The following is a 13,394-nucleotide window of genomic DNA, read 5'->3' as shown; positions in this document are numbered from 1 at the left end:
GTCGCCCGGTGACGGGCACGGGCGCGTCCTAGGATCGACGCATGAGTATCTCCCCAGATTCGCGCGTCGCCGTCGTCACCGGGGCATCGTCCGGCATCGGCGAAGCCACCGCCCGCACTCTCGCCGCGCAGGGCTACCACGTCGTCGTGGGTGCCCGCCGACTCGACCGCCTCGAGAAACTCGCCGAGGAGATCGGCGGCACCGCACTCGAACTCGACGTCACCGACGAGGATTCGGTCACCGCGTTCACCACCGTCCTGCCGCGCGTGGACGTGCTGGTCAACAACGCCGGTGGCGCGAAGGGACTGGCGACGGTCGCCGAGGCCGACGAGGACGACTGGCGCTGGATGTGGGAGACGAACGTCATCGGCACCATGCGCGTGACGAAGGCGCTGCTGCCCAAGCTGATCGAGTCGGGGGACGGACTGATCGTGACGATCACGTCGGTCGCAGCGTTCGAGGCGTACGACAACGGCTCCGGATACACCTCCGCCAAGCATGCACAGGCGGTGGTGCACCGGACGCTGCGCGGAGAGCTGCTCGGCAAGCCGGTGCGGCTGACCGAGATCGCCCCCGGCGCCGTCGAAACCGAGTTCTCGCTCGTGCGATTCGAGGGCGATCAGGAACGTGCCGACAAGGTGTACGAGGGCATCACGCCGCTCGTCGCACAGGACATCGCCGAGATCATCGGGTTCGTCGCATCGCGCCCCTCGCACGTGAACCTGGACCAGATCATCGTCAAGCCGCGTGATCAGGCGAGTGCGGGCCGGTTCCATCGCGTGAGCAAATAACACCGCGTGAGCAACTAACCTCTGGAGGTATGCAGCAGCAGCGTCTTTCGCCCGGGCCACTGCTCGACGACCGCGGCCACCTCGAGCAGGCGGGCTGGGCCACCGCCGAGATCCGCACCTACGACCGGGCGCGGATCTCGGCGTCGCGGCTGCGCATCAAGGAGTGGGACTACTACTGCATCGTCTCCGACCCGACCTCCGACCCCGCTTCCGGTCCGGTCGGACTCGCGCTGACGGTCGCCGACAACGGGTACATGGGCCTGGTCGGGTTGAGCTGGCTGGATCTGGCCGCCGGCACGGAAACCACCGAGAACAAGCTGATCCCGTTCCCGCTCGGCCGGATGCGGATGCCGTCCAGCGCCGACACCGGCGACGTGGTCGTGCGCCGGGGCGCGCTGCGCGTCGAGTTCCGCCACGAGACGCAGGGGCGCCGCCTCATCGTCGACCATCCGGGCTTCGACGGCGGCCGCGGCCTGTCCGGGGACCTCCTGCTGCAGCAGCCCGACGACGACCGCATGGTGATCGCTACACCGTTCCCGCGGGCCCCGAAGGCGTTCTACTACAACCAGAAGATCAACTGCCTGCCCGCGGCGGGCACGATCGAAGTCCGCGGTGTCCGGCACGAGTTCGACCCGGCGTCCACCTTCGGCGTCCTCGACTGGGGCCGCGGTGTGTGGACCTACGACAACACCTGGTATTGGGGTTCGGCGTCCGGGCTGCACGAGGGAAAGCGGTTCGGTTTCAACGTCGGCTACGGCTTCGGCGACACCACCGCCGCCTCGGAGAACATGCTCTTCCACGACGGGGTCGCACACAAACTCGACCGCGTGCACTTCCACCGTCCGCACGGCAGCTACGACGGCGCGCCGTGGCGTTTCACGAGCAACGACAGCCGTTTCGAGATGGACTTCGAGCCGATCGTCGATCGCGCCGCCGACGTCAACGCGCTCGTCGTGCGGTCCACCCAGCATCAGGTGTTCGGGCGGTTCAGCGGACACGTGCTGCTCGACGACGGCACCCGCCTCGAGATCGAGAACCTGCTCGGTTTCGCCGAGGAGGTCCGCAACCGCTGGTAGACCCGCCCGGAAGACCTACAACGCGGACATCGACTGCCAGGTCTGCCAGTCCACGGCCCAGTCCCACAGGTCCCCGTCCGCCTCGGACAGGTCGATCGAGGTGCCGCTGACCTCCACCGGATCCCCGTACATCGCGATCGCGAAGTACTCCTGCGCGTCGGACATCGACAGGTTGATGCACCCGTTGGTGACGTTGGAGGCGCCCTGCTGGCCGGTGGTGAGCGGGTTGGCGTGGATGAACTCGCCGTTGTTGGAGATCCGCACGGCCCAGCGCTCGCGCACGTTCTCGTAGTACGGCGGGTTCGACATGAGGAAATCCTCGTGCTTCTCGGTGACCACGTGGATGCCGCTGCGCGTGACGTTGCGGGCCTCGGAGCCCTCGCCGTAGCTCACCGGGATGTCCATGACCGTCTGCCCGTCGCGCACCACCTGCATGCGGTGGCTCTGCGCGTTCGCGACGACGACCTGGCTGCGGCCGATACCGAAGTCGAGGGTCAGGTCCGCGGCGCCGTACGCGCCGTCGCCGTAGGCAAGTCCGTAGAGCCGCGCGTCCAGGCTCACCGTCGTACCGGGCGCCCAGTACTGCCGGGGCCTCCAGTGCGCCCGCGCGCCGCCGTTGTCGTCGGGCAGCCACGCCCAGGCACCCTCGGTCGGCGGGTTCGTGGTGACCACGAGCGCCTTCTCGACGGCGGCCTTGTCCTCGATCGGACCGTCGAACTGCACGATGATCGGCGCGGCGATCCCCACCTCCTGACCGTCCGCGATGTTGAGGGTCGCGGAGACCACCTCGTCCGGTTCGACGGTCGAGAAACTGCCCTCCACCGCGACCTCGTCACCGTCTGCGCCGATCACGGACCCCGACCATTCGTAGGTCGCGCCGTACCCGAGCGGTTCCGTGACGGTGTAGCTGTGGCCGTCCGCGGCGAGTTCACCGGCGACGACGACCCCGGACTCGGTGTTGGTGAGCGCGATATCGGTGAGGGTGCCGTCGGTCGCGGTCACCGAGATCGGTGCCGTGGGAGCCACGTCGGTGGCGCCGTCTGCCGGGTTCATGGTGGCCCCGACGGCCGGTTGCGGGTCGCCGGCGATCGAACCGCCGTTCGACGTCGAGCAGGCGGCGAGCACCGCGACGAGAGCGAGGCACCAGAGCCACACCAACCGATTTGTCCGTTTACGCAGGTCGTGCACCCTCTCCACGGTACGCGCGGGGCAGATGTGACCCGGACCTCGGCGGATTCAGATCTCGACGCCGACCGGCACCGGTTCCGGCTCGAGCCGCACACCGAACACCTTCTGCACCCCGTCCCGCACCTGCCGGGCCAGCGCCACCAGATCCGCGGCGGTCGCGTTCCCGCGGTTGGTCAGTGCGAGCGTGTGCTTCGTCGACAGCCGCGCGGGGGCGTCCGCCGACGGGAAGCCCTTGCCGAATCCGGCACGTTCGATGAGCCAGCCCGCGGACAGTTTGGTGCCGCCCTCCGCGGGGAACTGCGGGATCCGCACATCGGCGCCGACGCGTTCGGTGATCGCCGCGAGCACCGCGGGCAGCGCGCCTTCGGGCACGACCGGGTTGGTGAAGAACGAGCCGGCGCTCCACGTGTCGTGATCGGTCTCGTCGAGCACCATGCCCTTGCCGCGACGCAACGCCAGCACCTGCTCGCGCACCTCCGCGGCCGGGCGGCGCTCACCCTCCTCTGCGCCGAGCGCGGTCGCGAGCTCGCGGTAGCCGAGCGGCGCGCTCGACCCGTCGGGCCGGACCTCGAGCTCGACGTCGACGACGAGCGCCGCGTCGGAATGCTTGAGCACACTCGTCCGGTATCCGAGACCCAGGTGCTCCGGACCCACCCAGCGCACCTCACCGGTCCGGCGGTCGAGCAGCCGCACCCGCCGCAGCACCGACCCGACCTCGACCCCGTACGCCCCGACGTTCTGCACGGGGGTCGCCCCGGCGGACCCGGGAATCCCGGACAGCGCCTCGAGGCCGCCGAACCCGGCCGAGACCGTCCGGGCGACGACGTCGTCCCACACCGCGCCGGCTTCGATGCGCACCGAGTCGGTGTCGAGTTCGACGCCGGTGGTCGCGATCTTCACCACGACACCGTCGAATCCCGCGTCGCCGACGACGAGGTTGGATCCGCCGGCCAGGATCAGCGTCGGCACCTGCTCGGCGTCGAGCAGGCGCACGACGTCGACGAGAACGTCGGTGGTGGCGCATTCGGCCAGGACTCGGGCGGGTCCGCCGAGCCGCAGCGTCGTCAGGGTCGACAGCGGCACCTGCTCGGACACCGTGGCTCCCGACTCGGCGAGGCGGGCAGCGATACGTGGATCGGACACCCGCAAACGGTAGCGTGACGAGCCATGGGTACCCCTATCGACCATTCCGCGCACTACGAGTTCCCCGCCGCGAACGTGCACGCGGCGCTCGTCGACCCGGAATACTGGCGTGAGCGCCTGGCGCGGGTCGGCGGCCCCGGCGCCACCATCGAGGACGTGAAGACCTCCGCCGGAACGATCGACCTGCACATGACGCAGGCCATCCCCGCCGAGCACCTGCCGAGCGTGGTCACCAGCATCCGGCCCGGCGACCTGGTCATCCACCGGCACGAATCGTGGGAGCCGCTCGACGGCGAGCGTGCCCGCGGCCGGTTCTCGGCCGGTGTCGACGGGATGCCCGGCAGGGTCGAGGGTGCCTTCACGCTCGCGCCGGGCCGGACCGGGACGGTCGTCGAGATCGACGGCGAGGTCGAGGTGAAGATCCCGTTCCTCGGCGGGAAGATCGAGGGCATGATCGTCGAGCAACTCGTCGAACTGTTCGACGCCGAGCAGGAGTTCACAGCCGGCTGGCTGGGCCGATCCGGCTCCTGACGATTTTCGCGTGACCGGGGCGAACCGGTACCCTGGCCCGCTGTGGCACGGCGCATGAACTACTCCGCCCGCTATCCGTATCCGGCGGAGCGGGTGTACGAGGCGCTGCGCGATCCGGCCCACTGGGAGGCCCGGATGGTGGAGATGCGCAAGTATTCGCAGAACCACGTGGAGTCCTTCGAGGCGTCGGACTCCGGCATCTCGCTGGTGCTGCACCACATCCTGCCCCGGTCCGAACTGCCGGAGATCGCGCAGACGGTGATGAAGAAGGACCTGGTCATCACCCGCAAGGAGTCCTACAGCCCGTTCGACGGGAAGGCCACCGGACGCTACGAGGCGTCGATCCCGGCCGGACCGGGCAGCCTCACCGGCACGATGGAACTGTTCGCCGGCGACGACGGGTGCACGCTGCGCACGACGTCGGAGGCGAAGGTGCATCTGCCGTTCATCGGCGGCAAGCTCGAAGAGCTGATGCTGCAGAACCTCGTCGACCTGTTCCGCACCGAAGCGGAGATCACCGCCGACTGGCTGGCAGGACAGTAGGCCGGTCCCGACAGTGCGAACGCTACGCCCGGAAGGTGTCGTCACCCGCGGCACCACCGGCATCAACCGGCTGCGCCGCAGCGACCGCTGGGCCGTGCACCATTCCGGTATCGCCCGCGTCCTGCGGTCGGCACCGGATCCCCTGGTCGTCGATCTCGGCTACGGCGCGATGCCGGTGACCACGCTGGAGCTGGCGTCGCGGCTGCGCACCGTGCGCCCCGACGTGCGGATGGTCGGCCTCGAGATCGACCCCGAGCGGGTGGTTCCCGGCCGCGACGGAGTCCGTTTCGCGCGCGGTGGCTTCGAGCTGGCCGGGTTGCGGCCGGTGCTGGTCCGCGCGTTCAACGTGCTGCGGCAGTACCCGGAGGACGCGGTCGCACCCGTGTGGGAGCGGTTGCGGTCGGGGCTGGCGCCGGGCGGTCTGCTCATCGACGGCACGTGTGACGAACTGGGCCGGCGCTGCGCGTGGGTGCTGCTGGATCGCGACGGTCCGCGCAGCCTGACGCTGGCGTGGAGTCCGTTCCACATCGACACCCCGTCCGACCTGGCCGAGCGGTTGCCGAAGGCGCTGATCCACCGCAATGTTCCCGGCGAGCGGATCCACGATCTGCTGCAGGCCGCCGATCGGGCGTGGGCGACCGCCGCTCCGCATGCCGCGTTCGGGCCGCGCGTCCGCTGGCGGGCCACCCTCGATCTGCTGCGCGGGCAGGGAATTCCGGTCGCCCCGCAGCGTCGCCGCCTGCGCGACTGCGTGCTGACGGTGCCGTGGGAGACGGTCGCGCCGAGCTGAGTGCGCTACGCGCCGGTGTGCCTTTGTGGCGGCCCCAGGCGCCACAAAGGCACACCGCTCAACCGGCCGCGAGCAACGCGAGTTCGATGCGGTCGGCGACCGCAGCCGGCTGGTTCGCGACCGCGGCATGCAGCTGGTCGGAATCGACACGGCCGATCGCGAGGGCGTCACCGACCAGTTCGTCGAGCACCTCCTGGGACACCCCCCCGGCGGCGAGATCGACGGCGGTGCGCGCGGGGGTGGTCACGCGGAAGCACCCGACCATCTCGCAGTCCTCGTTCGACAACGCCCGATGGTGCAGCGCGAGCCGGTTGCTCGGCACGGTGCGCTGATCGAGCGTCGACAGATGCAGGAACCGCGGCTGCAGGTGACCCATCGCGTGCAGCTCCGCGGCGCTCTGGTGCGACACGACCGCGGCACCCTCGTACCACGCACACCACTGCGCGAACTCGTCGAACTTCGTGCGAGGGCTCTCGGCGAGCCGGAACAGGTCGTTCTCGACGCGCATCCACAGCCCCGCATCGATACGCGTGACGAACGCGTCCGCGTCGATACCGTGCCCGATCGCCTGTCGGGCGGTGAAGAATCCGGCCTGCGTCAGTGCGAGTCGACGAAGCGCTTCGTCCGCATCGGCCCGCCCGGAGGCCCCGTATCCAGAACCCGTCCAGCTCGTCATGCCGCCAACAGTACCGAACAATTGTGGCCCAGCTCACAAATTCGAGGGCAGGTTGCCGCGCGCGGCTCAGAAGATCCTCAGAGTTGTCGGAAACAATCGGGCTCATGCCCAACTCGAAGCGCTCCACTCTCGCCACCGTCGCCGCCGTGGTCGTCGTCGCGCTCGTCGCGGTGCTCGTCGGCGCCGAGGTCTACGTCCGCAACCGGGCGACGACCTGCCTCGCACAATCGCTCGAATCCGAACTGGGAACCGGCGTCGACGTCGATCTCAGCTGGAAACCGGTGTTGCTGCAGGCGATCGACAAGAAGGTTCCGTCGGTGACGCTCGACAGCGACGACACCGCGTTCGGTCCCGCGAAGGAGATGACCGTCCACGCCGTGGCGAAGGACGTCGATCTGAACGCGACGGCCGACAGCGCCGGCACGATCGGCAGCTCCCGCGCCGACGTCGTGTGGCCCGCCACCGGCATTCTCGCGACCGTTCAGAGCCAGGGCCTCGGCTCTCTCGTCACCGCCGTCACCCCCGACGCCGACGCGGGCACCCTGCGGTTCACCGTCGGCGGTGCCGGTCTCGCCGAGTTCACGGTGCGCCCGGTCGTGCAGGGCGGCGTGGTCTCGGTCGAGACCGTCGACGCGTCCGTGCTGGGGTTCGGTCTGCCGACCGCGCTCGTCGACGGTGTCGTGCAGATCCTCGCGACCGGTCTGCAGCAGTATCCGCTCGGCATGCAGGCCACCGCGGTCTCCGTCGACGACAACGGTGTGAACCTCACCCTCGAGGGCGGCCGCTTCACGATGCCGGCCCCGCAGGAAGGTCAGCAGCAACAGCAGGGCTGCAGCCTGATCTGAGGCAGCTGCCCGCTCAGTCCGGCAGTCCGTCGAGCACAGCCCGCGACGACGACAGGCCGAGCCGGGTGGCGCCGGCGTCGATCATCTCCAGCGCCGCCTCGGCTGTGCGGATGCCGCCGCTGGCCTTGACGCCGAGCCGGCCACCGACCGTCTCGGCCATCAACCGCACCGCGTGCGCCGACGCACCGCCGGCCGGATGGAACCCGGTCGACGTCTTCACGAAGTTCGCACCGGCGCGTTCGGCCGCGCGGCACGCTTCGACGATCGCGTCGTCGGACAGCACCGCGGATTCGATGATGACCTTGAGGACGGGGTCGAAACCGATGGCCTCGCGGACGGTGAGGACGTCGGCGAGCACCGCGTTCCAGTCCCCCGCGACCGCCGCGCCCACGTCGATGACCATGTCGACCTCCCGCGCGCCCTGTTCGACGGCCAGCCGCGCCTCGGCGCCCTTGACCAGAGAATGATGCTTGCCCGAGGGGAATCCCACGACGGTCGCGACGGTGACGCCCTCGGCGCGCAGCGGCAGCATGGACGGGGACACGCACACCGCGTACACCCCGAGTTCGACGGCTTCGTCGACGAGCGCGCGCACGTCGGCGGCGGTCGCCTCCGGCTTGAGCAGGGTGTGATCGATCATCGCGGCGACCTGGGCGCGGGTGTGTGCGGTGTCCGGCATGCCGCCAGCCTCCCACACCTTCCCTGCCGCCCCGTCCCACGGAATGCGGGAGGATGGTCGGCGTGCTGATCCGCCGCGAACTTCCCGCCGACGTCGACGCGATCGCCGAGGTGCATCGCTCGGCGTTCGCGCCGCTCACCCCGCCCGGGTCCGAGCCCGTCGAACCGGGACTCGTTGCGGCGCTGCGGGCGAGCAGCGCGTGGATTCCGGCGCTGTCGCTGGTCGCCGAGGACCGCGACGGCACCGTCGTCGGTCACGTGGTCGCGACACGCGGCACGATCGCGTCCGCTCCCGCCCTCGGACTCGGCCCGCTCGGCGTGCGGGCGGACCTGCAGTGCAAGGGCGTCGGCGCGGCCCTGATGCACGCGGTGCTCGGGGCCGCCGACGCTCTGGACGAAGCGGCCGTGGTGCTGCTCGGCCACGTCGACTACTACCCGCGGTTCGGGTTCGTGCCGGCCGCCGACCTGGGCATCGCCCCGGACGTGGCGGAGTGGGCGCCGCACTTCCAGGCCCGCGCGCTGACCGCCCACCGACCGGGTGTGAGCGGTGTGTTCCGGTACGCCCCACCGTTCTACGAGATCGGCTAGCGTTTCGGGCATGGCCGATCCGATCGATCAGGTGGCCCGCACGTTCGACGACGCGAGCGACCGGTTCGACCGCCTGACCGCGACCGTGTGGGGCCCGGCCGGGCAGTCGCTCGTGTTCGCTCTCCGCCTCCACCCCGGCGACACCGTCCTCGACGCGTGCTGCGGTGCCGGTGCGTCCGCGTTGCCGGCGGCCGCGGCGGTCGGCCCGACCGGACGGGTCCACGCCGTCGACGTCGCCGCGGACCTGCTCGAGCTGGGCCGGTTGACCGCCGAGGAGCGCGCCCTGCAGAACATCGACTTCGTGTGCGCCGACGCCACCACGTGGGAGCCGCCGTCGTCGGTGCCGGAGGCCGGATACGACGCGCTGGCCATCTCCTACGGGGTGTTCTTCCTCCCTCACATGGACGCGAGTTTCGCGCGGCTCGTCAGCCTGGTGCGGCACGGCGGCCGGGTCGGTGTGACCGTGTGGCGGGCCGGCGCGATGACCGAGTTCACCGCCGTGGTGTTCGACGTCGCCACCCGGTACTCCCCCGCGTTGGCCGATCGGCAGTCGCTCCGCGACCGCACGCCGCTGCACCGCATCGACACCCCGGAGACACTCGAGGCATGGCTCGCCGCCGCGGGATGTCACTCCGTCCAGGTGGACGTGATGCCGAATCTGCTGCCCGCCACCGACGAACTGTGCTGGAACCTCGTCGTGGGCACCGGTTTGCACAGCGTCCTCGAGGGACTCGACGAGCCGGCCGTGGAGGCGCTGCGGCAGGATCTGCTGACCGAGATCACCGAACGCGGCCTGCACACGATCGACGCGACCACCCTGGTCGGCACCGCGACCGTGCGGCGTCCCCCGGCGACCGTCTGACCGGCGGACCGGCACCCCGAACGCACCTGAGACAATCGGCGGCATGACCGCTGCTTCGACGGACGACCGCCGTTACGTTCTGACCCTCGGCTGCCCGGACACCACCGGCATCGTGGCCCGCATCGCCACCTTCCTCGCCGAGGTGGGCGGTTCCATCGTCGAAGCGGCCTACCACGCCGACCAGGACAGCGGCTGGTTCTTCACGCGGCAGGCGGTGCGCGCCTCGTCCATCCCGTTCGGGATCGACGAACTGCGGGAGAAGTTCGCGGTCGTCGCCGAGCAGATCGGCCCGGACACCGAGTGGACGCTGTCGGACACCGGCGAGACCAAGCGCGTCGTGCTGCTGGTGAGCAAGGAAGCGCACTGCCTGCACGACATCCTCGGACGCGTGGCGGCCGGCGAACTCAAGGCCGAGATCTGCGCGGTCGTCGGGAACCACCCCGAACTCGAGACGGTCGCGAAGCGGCACGGCATCGACTACCACTACGTGTCGTTCCCCAAGGACCCGGCCGAGCGCGGACCGGCGTTCGAGCAGGTGCGCAAACTCGTCGACGTGCACGACCCGCACGCGGTGGTGCTGGCCCGGTTCATGCAGGTGCTGCCCTCCTCGCTGTGCGAGCACTGGGCCGGGCGGGCCATCAACATCCACCACAGCTTCCTGCCGTCGTTCATCGGTGCCCGCCCGTACCACCAGGCGTTCACGCGCGGCGTCAAGCTGATCGGTGCGACCTGCCACTATGTCACCGCCGAACTCGACGCGGGCCCGATCATCGAGCAGGACGTGATCCGCGTCGGCCACGGCGACACGGTCAGCGACATGGTGCGTCAGGGCCGGGACGTCGAGAAGCTGGTGCTGGCCCGCGGTCTGCGCTGGCATCTCGAGGACCGGGTGCTGGTGCACGGCCGCAAGACCGTGGTCTTCAACTGATCGGTCTTCAACCGATCGGGACCGCTCTCACGCGACGACCGTGACGGTCCGGCTGTGCAGCCCGGTCGCACCGTCCGGGACCGGCGGACGCCGTTGCTCGTCCTGGATTGCCCCGGTGCCGTCGACGGCCCGGACCTCGAGCGTGTGGTCGCCGGGGCTCGCGTCCCACACCCACCGCCATTGGCGCCAGGTGTCCACCGAGTACTCGGTGGCCGGTTCCGCCTCCTGCCAGGGACCGCCGTCGACGCGGACCTCGATCCGGTCGATCCCGCGGTGCTGCGCCCACGCGGTGCCGGCCACGACGACGGGCCCGGTCGTGAGCCGGGCGGATCGAGCCGGCACGTCGATCCGCGAGGCGGTGCGGATCGGGCCCTTCGCCGCCCAGCCGCCCCGCGTCCAGTAGGCCTCCGCGCGGTCGAACCGGGTCAGCTCCCAGTCGACAACCCACTTCGTCGCCGAGACGTAACCGTAGAGCCCGGGCACCACCTGCCGCGCCGGGTAACCGTGCTGGAGAGGGAGCGGTTCGCCGTTCATCGCGACGGCCAGGAGCGCGTCACGACCGTCGCGCAGCACCTCGACGGGTGTTCCGACGGTGAACCCGTCGACGCTGGTGGACAGCAACATGTCGGCATCGGGGTGGACCCCGACACGGTCGAGGATGTCCGCGATCCGGTAGCCGGTCCAGCGGGCGTTGCCGGCGAGGTCACCGCCCACCTCGTTCGACACGCACGTCAGCGTCACCAGACGCTCGACCGTCTCGAACGCCGCGAGATCGTCCCAGGTGAGCGTCGTCTCCCGATCCACCATGCCGTGGATGCGCAGCCGCCAGTCCGCGGTGGTGAGGCGCGGCACCTGCAGGGCGGTGTCGATCCGGTAGAAGTCGCGGTTCGTCGTGACGAAGGCGGTGGCGCCGGGCACCGCGCGCGGTCCGGTCGTCAGGTCGGCGCCGGGCGGAATCGCCGGTGCCGCGTCCGCGGCGAGGGGCACCCGGAACCGGTCGCGGTCCTCGAGCACCACCGCCAGCCGATCCGCGAGATACCGGCCGACGGCACCGGCCACGACCGCGACCGCGACACCCGCGCCCAGGACCACCAGGAAGCGCCGGCGGTCCGGGTTCGGCGACGCCGGATCCTCCCCTCCCCGCGGCGTCCACAGCGCCCGGATCGCGAACTGCAGGAACAGCATTCCCACGACGACGGCGATCACCGTCGGGATCGCAGCGGTCGCGGTCGCTTCGGGCCGGTGCAGCGCCGCGTACACCCCCACCGCTCCGAGCGCCGCGAGCAGCGCTCCGCCGTAGGGGCGCCGCGGCCGTTCGATCAGCCCGGCGACGACCGCACATACCGCGAGCAGCACCGACATGCCGACGAACAGCGCCGGTTTGTCGGCGGTGCCGAACGTGCCGATCGCGAATTCGCGGGCCCAGGCGGGTGCCCGATCGACGGTCGTGCCGCCGACCGCGAAGAACGGGGACGCGTCCGGATCGGTCGCTGCGGCCAGCAGCTCACCGACCCCGAGGACGAGGAGAACCGCGACGACGCCGGTCGCCGCCCGCGAGAGCATCCCCGGCGAGCCGGTGCTCGGTGGTCGGGTGCTCGGCGTTGTGGCCATGGCGATCCTCCGGTGTGTCACCGAGGGTTCGGACCCGCAGCCCCGTCGGATGGGCCGGCGGTTCAGCCGCGGACGAGCCGGCCGGCGCGTTCGAACAGATGCTGTAGTTCGGAGTTGAACACGTCGATCGCCTCGACCGAGCTCATGTGCCCGATGCCGTCGACGACGACGAGATGCTCGAGGTGGCCGGCTTCGTCGAGTTCTGCGGCGAGTCGATGCGCGTGGCTCGGCGGGGTGAGCCGGTCGGCGGTGCCCACGAGGACGGTCGTCGGGACGGTGAGGTTCGCCAGACCGTGGTGGACGTCGAGGGCGCTGAGCGCGACACCCCAGCCGCCGCGGGTGCGGGGCGGGCAGCCGAGCACGATCTTCTCGCAGAACGCGACCGCGGCGGGTGTCGCGGTCGGTGACAGAGCGACGTACTTGAGTGCGCGGGTCGTGACGGGAGACGCGACGAGCGGCACGGTGGCGCCCATCAACCGGCGTGCGACGGGCACCGGCACGCGGGGCGCGCGCTGCGGCAGCGGCACGATCGTCGACGCCGCGACCAGATTGTCCATGCCGGTGCTCGCGAGCAGCACGCCCGAGACCCGGTCGCGCACCTGCTCGGGATGCCGTTCCGCCCACGCCATGATGCTGATACCGCCCATGCTGTGACCGGCGAGCACCGCCGTGCGGCCGGCCGGGACGGTCGCGGCGAGTACCGCGGCGAGGTCGTCCGCGAGCACGTCGGGCCCGAAGACGCGGCTGCCGACGTCGCTGCGCCCGTGTCCCCGCTGGTCGTAGACGACAACGCGGTACTTCTCGGCGAACGCGTTGATCTGCGGTGTCCAGAATTCGGTGGAGCAGGTCCAGCCGTGGCTCAGCACGAGGACGTCGGCGTCGGGATCGCCGTAGGCGCGGACGTGCAGGCGCGCACCGTCGTCCGTGACGACCTCGACCTCCTCGTGCAGGACCTGCGGTTCCGCCAGCAGGGCTTCGCTGGGATCCCCGCCCGTCACGACGCTCCGGGCCGTGCTCCTGCGGCGGGCCGCCACGGCTCCGAGTGCGGCACCGGTGGTGACGAGTCCGGCGACCGCGAGCGCGGTCCGGCGTGAAGGCTTCTTCACCTGTGTTCTACTCCGATCTGGTCCGGCGGTACTTCTGG

General features: G+C 70.7%; 15 protein-coding genes. 9 read left to right on the top strand and 6 right to left on the bottom strand.

All coding sequences use genetic code 11. From position 1 onward, the window contains the following. Positions 1–41 precede the first annotated feature (41 nt). Together ACWDTS_RS03220 and ACWDTS_RS03215 are read left to right on the top strand one after the other, a co-directional pair. Positions 42–791, top strand: a complete 750-nt coding sequence (locus ACWDTS_RS03220; protein WP_197256616.1) for an SDR family NAD(P)-dependent oxidoreductase — start codon at positions 42–44, stop codon at positions 789–791. A 29-nt stretch (positions 792–820) separates the two neighbouring features. Further along, positions 821–1,867 carry a DUF2804 domain-containing protein gene (locus ACWDTS_RS03215; protein WP_197256614.1) on the top strand — a complete coding sequence of 349 codons (1,047 nt, stop codon included), beginning with the start codon at positions 821–823 and terminating at the stop codon, positions 1,865–1,867. Between the two features lie 15 nt (positions 1,868–1,882). On the opposite strand, the gene ACWDTS_RS03210 is transcribed toward ACWDTS_RS03215, so the two are convergent. Continuing rightward, the gene (locus tag ACWDTS_RS03210) at positions 1,883–2,992 is read right to left on the bottom strand and encodes an Ig-like domain-containing protein (protein WP_307846574.1); all 1,110 of its coding nucleotides are present in this window, start codon (positions 2,990–2,992) and stop codon (positions 1,883–1,885) included. Between the two features lie 111 nt (positions 2,993–3,103). Then, positions 3,104–4,198: a UDP-N-acetylmuramate dehydrogenase gene (locus ACWDTS_RS03205; protein ID WP_450110370.1), complete on the bottom strand. Its 1,095-nt coding sequence runs from the start codon at positions 4,196–4,198 to the stop codon at positions 3,104–3,106. Between the two features lie 24 nt (positions 4,199–4,222). On the opposite strand from ACWDTS_RS03205, the gene ACWDTS_RS03200 reads away from it, so the two are divergent. The 3 genes from ACWDTS_RS03200 to ACWDTS_RS03190 are packed head-to-tail and all read left to right on the top strand — an operon-like array spanning position 4,223 to position 6,062. Further along, positions 4,223–4,729, top strand: a complete 507-nt coding sequence (locus tag ACWDTS_RS03200; RefSeq protein ID WP_197256612.1) for a DUF2505 domain-containing protein — start codon at positions 4,223–4,225, stop codon at positions 4,727–4,729. 42 nt (positions 4,730–4,771) lie between these two features. Next, entirely contained in the window at positions 4,772–5,272 is a 501-nt protein-coding gene (locus tag ACWDTS_RS03195; RefSeq protein ID WP_197256610.1) for a DUF2505 domain-containing protein, read from the top strand. A 13-nt stretch (positions 5,273–5,285) separates the two neighbouring features. Then, positions 5,286–6,062 (top strand): class I SAM-dependent methyltransferase, encoded by a 777-nt coding sequence (locus ACWDTS_RS03190; RefSeq protein ID WP_450117575.1) that lies wholly within the window; start codon positions 5,286–5,288, stop codon positions 6,060–6,062. Positions 6,063–6,120: 58 nt separating this feature from the next. On the opposite strand, the gene ACWDTS_RS03185 is transcribed toward ACWDTS_RS03190, so the two are convergent. Beyond that, complete coding sequence (locus ACWDTS_RS03185) at positions 6,121–6,738, bottom strand: type IV toxin-antitoxin system AbiEi family antitoxin domain-containing protein (RefSeq protein ID WP_197256606.1); 618 nt, start codon at positions 6,736–6,738, stop codon at positions 6,121–6,123. 104 nt (positions 6,739–6,842) lie between these two features. Between ACWDTS_RS03185 and ACWDTS_RS03180 the strand changes: the two genes are divergently transcribed. Continuing rightward, entirely contained in the window at positions 6,843–7,583 is a 741-nt protein-coding gene (locus ACWDTS_RS03180; RefSeq protein WP_197256604.1) for an LmeA family phospholipid-binding protein, read from the top strand. A 13-nt stretch (positions 7,584–7,596) separates the two neighbouring features. On the opposite strand, the gene deoC is transcribed toward ACWDTS_RS03180, so the two are convergent. After that, complete coding sequence (gene deoC, locus ACWDTS_RS03175; protein ID WP_248673169.1) at positions 7,597–8,262, bottom strand: deoxyribose-phosphate aldolase; 666 nt, start codon at positions 8,260–8,262, stop codon at positions 7,597–7,599. A 62-nt stretch (positions 8,263–8,324) separates the two neighbouring features. On the opposite strand from deoC, the gene ACWDTS_RS03170 reads away from it, so the two are divergent. The 3 genes from ACWDTS_RS03170 to purU are packed head-to-tail and all read left to right on the top strand — an operon-like array spanning position 8,325 to position 10,639. Then, the gene (locus ACWDTS_RS03170; protein ID WP_450117574.1) at positions 8,325–8,849 is read left to right on the top strand and encodes a GNAT family N-acetyltransferase; all 525 of its coding nucleotides are present in this window, start codon (positions 8,325–8,327) and stop codon (positions 8,847–8,849) included. 10 nt (positions 8,850–8,859) lie between these two features. Further along, a complete protein-coding gene (locus tag ACWDTS_RS03165) occupies positions 8,860–9,711 on the top strand; it encodes a class I SAM-dependent methyltransferase (RefSeq protein ID WP_450117573.1) in 852 nt (283 codons plus the stop codon). Positions 9,712–9,754: 43 nt separating this feature from the next. After that, on the top strand, positions 9,755–10,639 hold the full coding sequence (purU, locus tag ACWDTS_RS03160) for a formyltetrahydrofolate deformylase (protein WP_197256597.1): 885 nt from the start codon (positions 9,755–9,757) through the stop codon (positions 10,637–10,639). Positions 10,640–10,666: 27 nt separating this feature from the next. Here the strand turns inward: purU and ACWDTS_RS03155 are convergent, their stop codons facing one another. Next, complete coding sequence (locus ACWDTS_RS03155) at positions 10,667–12,250, bottom strand: molybdopterin-dependent oxidoreductase (protein WP_450117572.1); 1,584 nt, start codon at positions 12,248–12,250, stop codon at positions 10,667–10,669. A 62-nt stretch (positions 12,251–12,312) separates the two neighbouring features. Beyond that, on the bottom strand, positions 12,313–13,356 hold the full coding sequence (locus tag ACWDTS_RS03150) for an alpha/beta fold hydrolase (protein WP_450111606.1): 1,044 nt from the start codon (positions 13,354–13,356) through the stop codon (positions 12,313–12,315). Between the last annotated feature and the right edge of the window lie 38 nt (positions 13,357–13,394).

It is taken from the genome of Rhodococcus sp. NPDC003383, assembly GCF_053589115.1.
The sequence above is the reverse complement of the archived record's forward strand: the minus strand, read 5'-3'. Positions and strand labels throughout refer to the sequence as shown.

What these genes read in the sequence shown, in the direction of transcription:
- ACWDTS_RS03220 (WP_197256616.1), top strand. Translation starts at nt 42, where the DNA reads ATGAGTATCTCCCCAGATTCGCGCGTCGCCGTCGTCACCGGGGCATCG.
- ACWDTS_RS03215 (WP_197256614.1), top strand. Translation starts at nt 821, where the DNA reads ATGCAGCAGCAGCGTCTTTCGCCCGGGCCACTGCTCGACGACCGCGGC.
- ACWDTS_RS03200 (WP_197256612.1), top strand. Translation starts at nt 4,223, where the DNA reads ATGGGTACCCCTATCGACCATTCCGCGCACTACGAGTTCCCCGCCGCG.
- ACWDTS_RS03185 (WP_197256606.1), bottom strand. Translation starts at nt 6,738, where the DNA reads ATGACGAGCTGGACGGGTTCTGGATACGGGGCCTCCGGGCGGGCCGAT.
- ACWDTS_RS03180 (WP_197256604.1), top strand. Translation starts at nt 6,843, where the DNA reads ATGCCCAACTCGAAGCGCTCCACTCTCGCCACCGTCGCCGCCGTGGTC.
- deoC (WP_248673169.1), bottom strand. Translation starts at nt 8,262, where the DNA reads ATGCCGGACACCGCACACACCCGCGCCCAGGTCGCCGCGATGATCGAT.
- ACWDTS_RS03165 (WP_450117573.1), top strand. Translation starts at nt 8,860, where the DNA reads ATGGCCGATCCGATCGATCAGGTGGCCCGCACGTTCGACGACGCGAGC.
- purU (WP_197256597.1), top strand. Translation starts at nt 9,755, where the DNA reads ATGACCGCTGCTTCGACGGACGACCGCCGTTACGTTCTGACCCTCGGC.
- ACWDTS_RS03155 (WP_450117572.1), bottom strand. Translation starts at nt 12,250, where the DNA reads ATGGCCACAACGCCGAGCACCCGACCACCGAGCACCGGCTCGCCGGGG.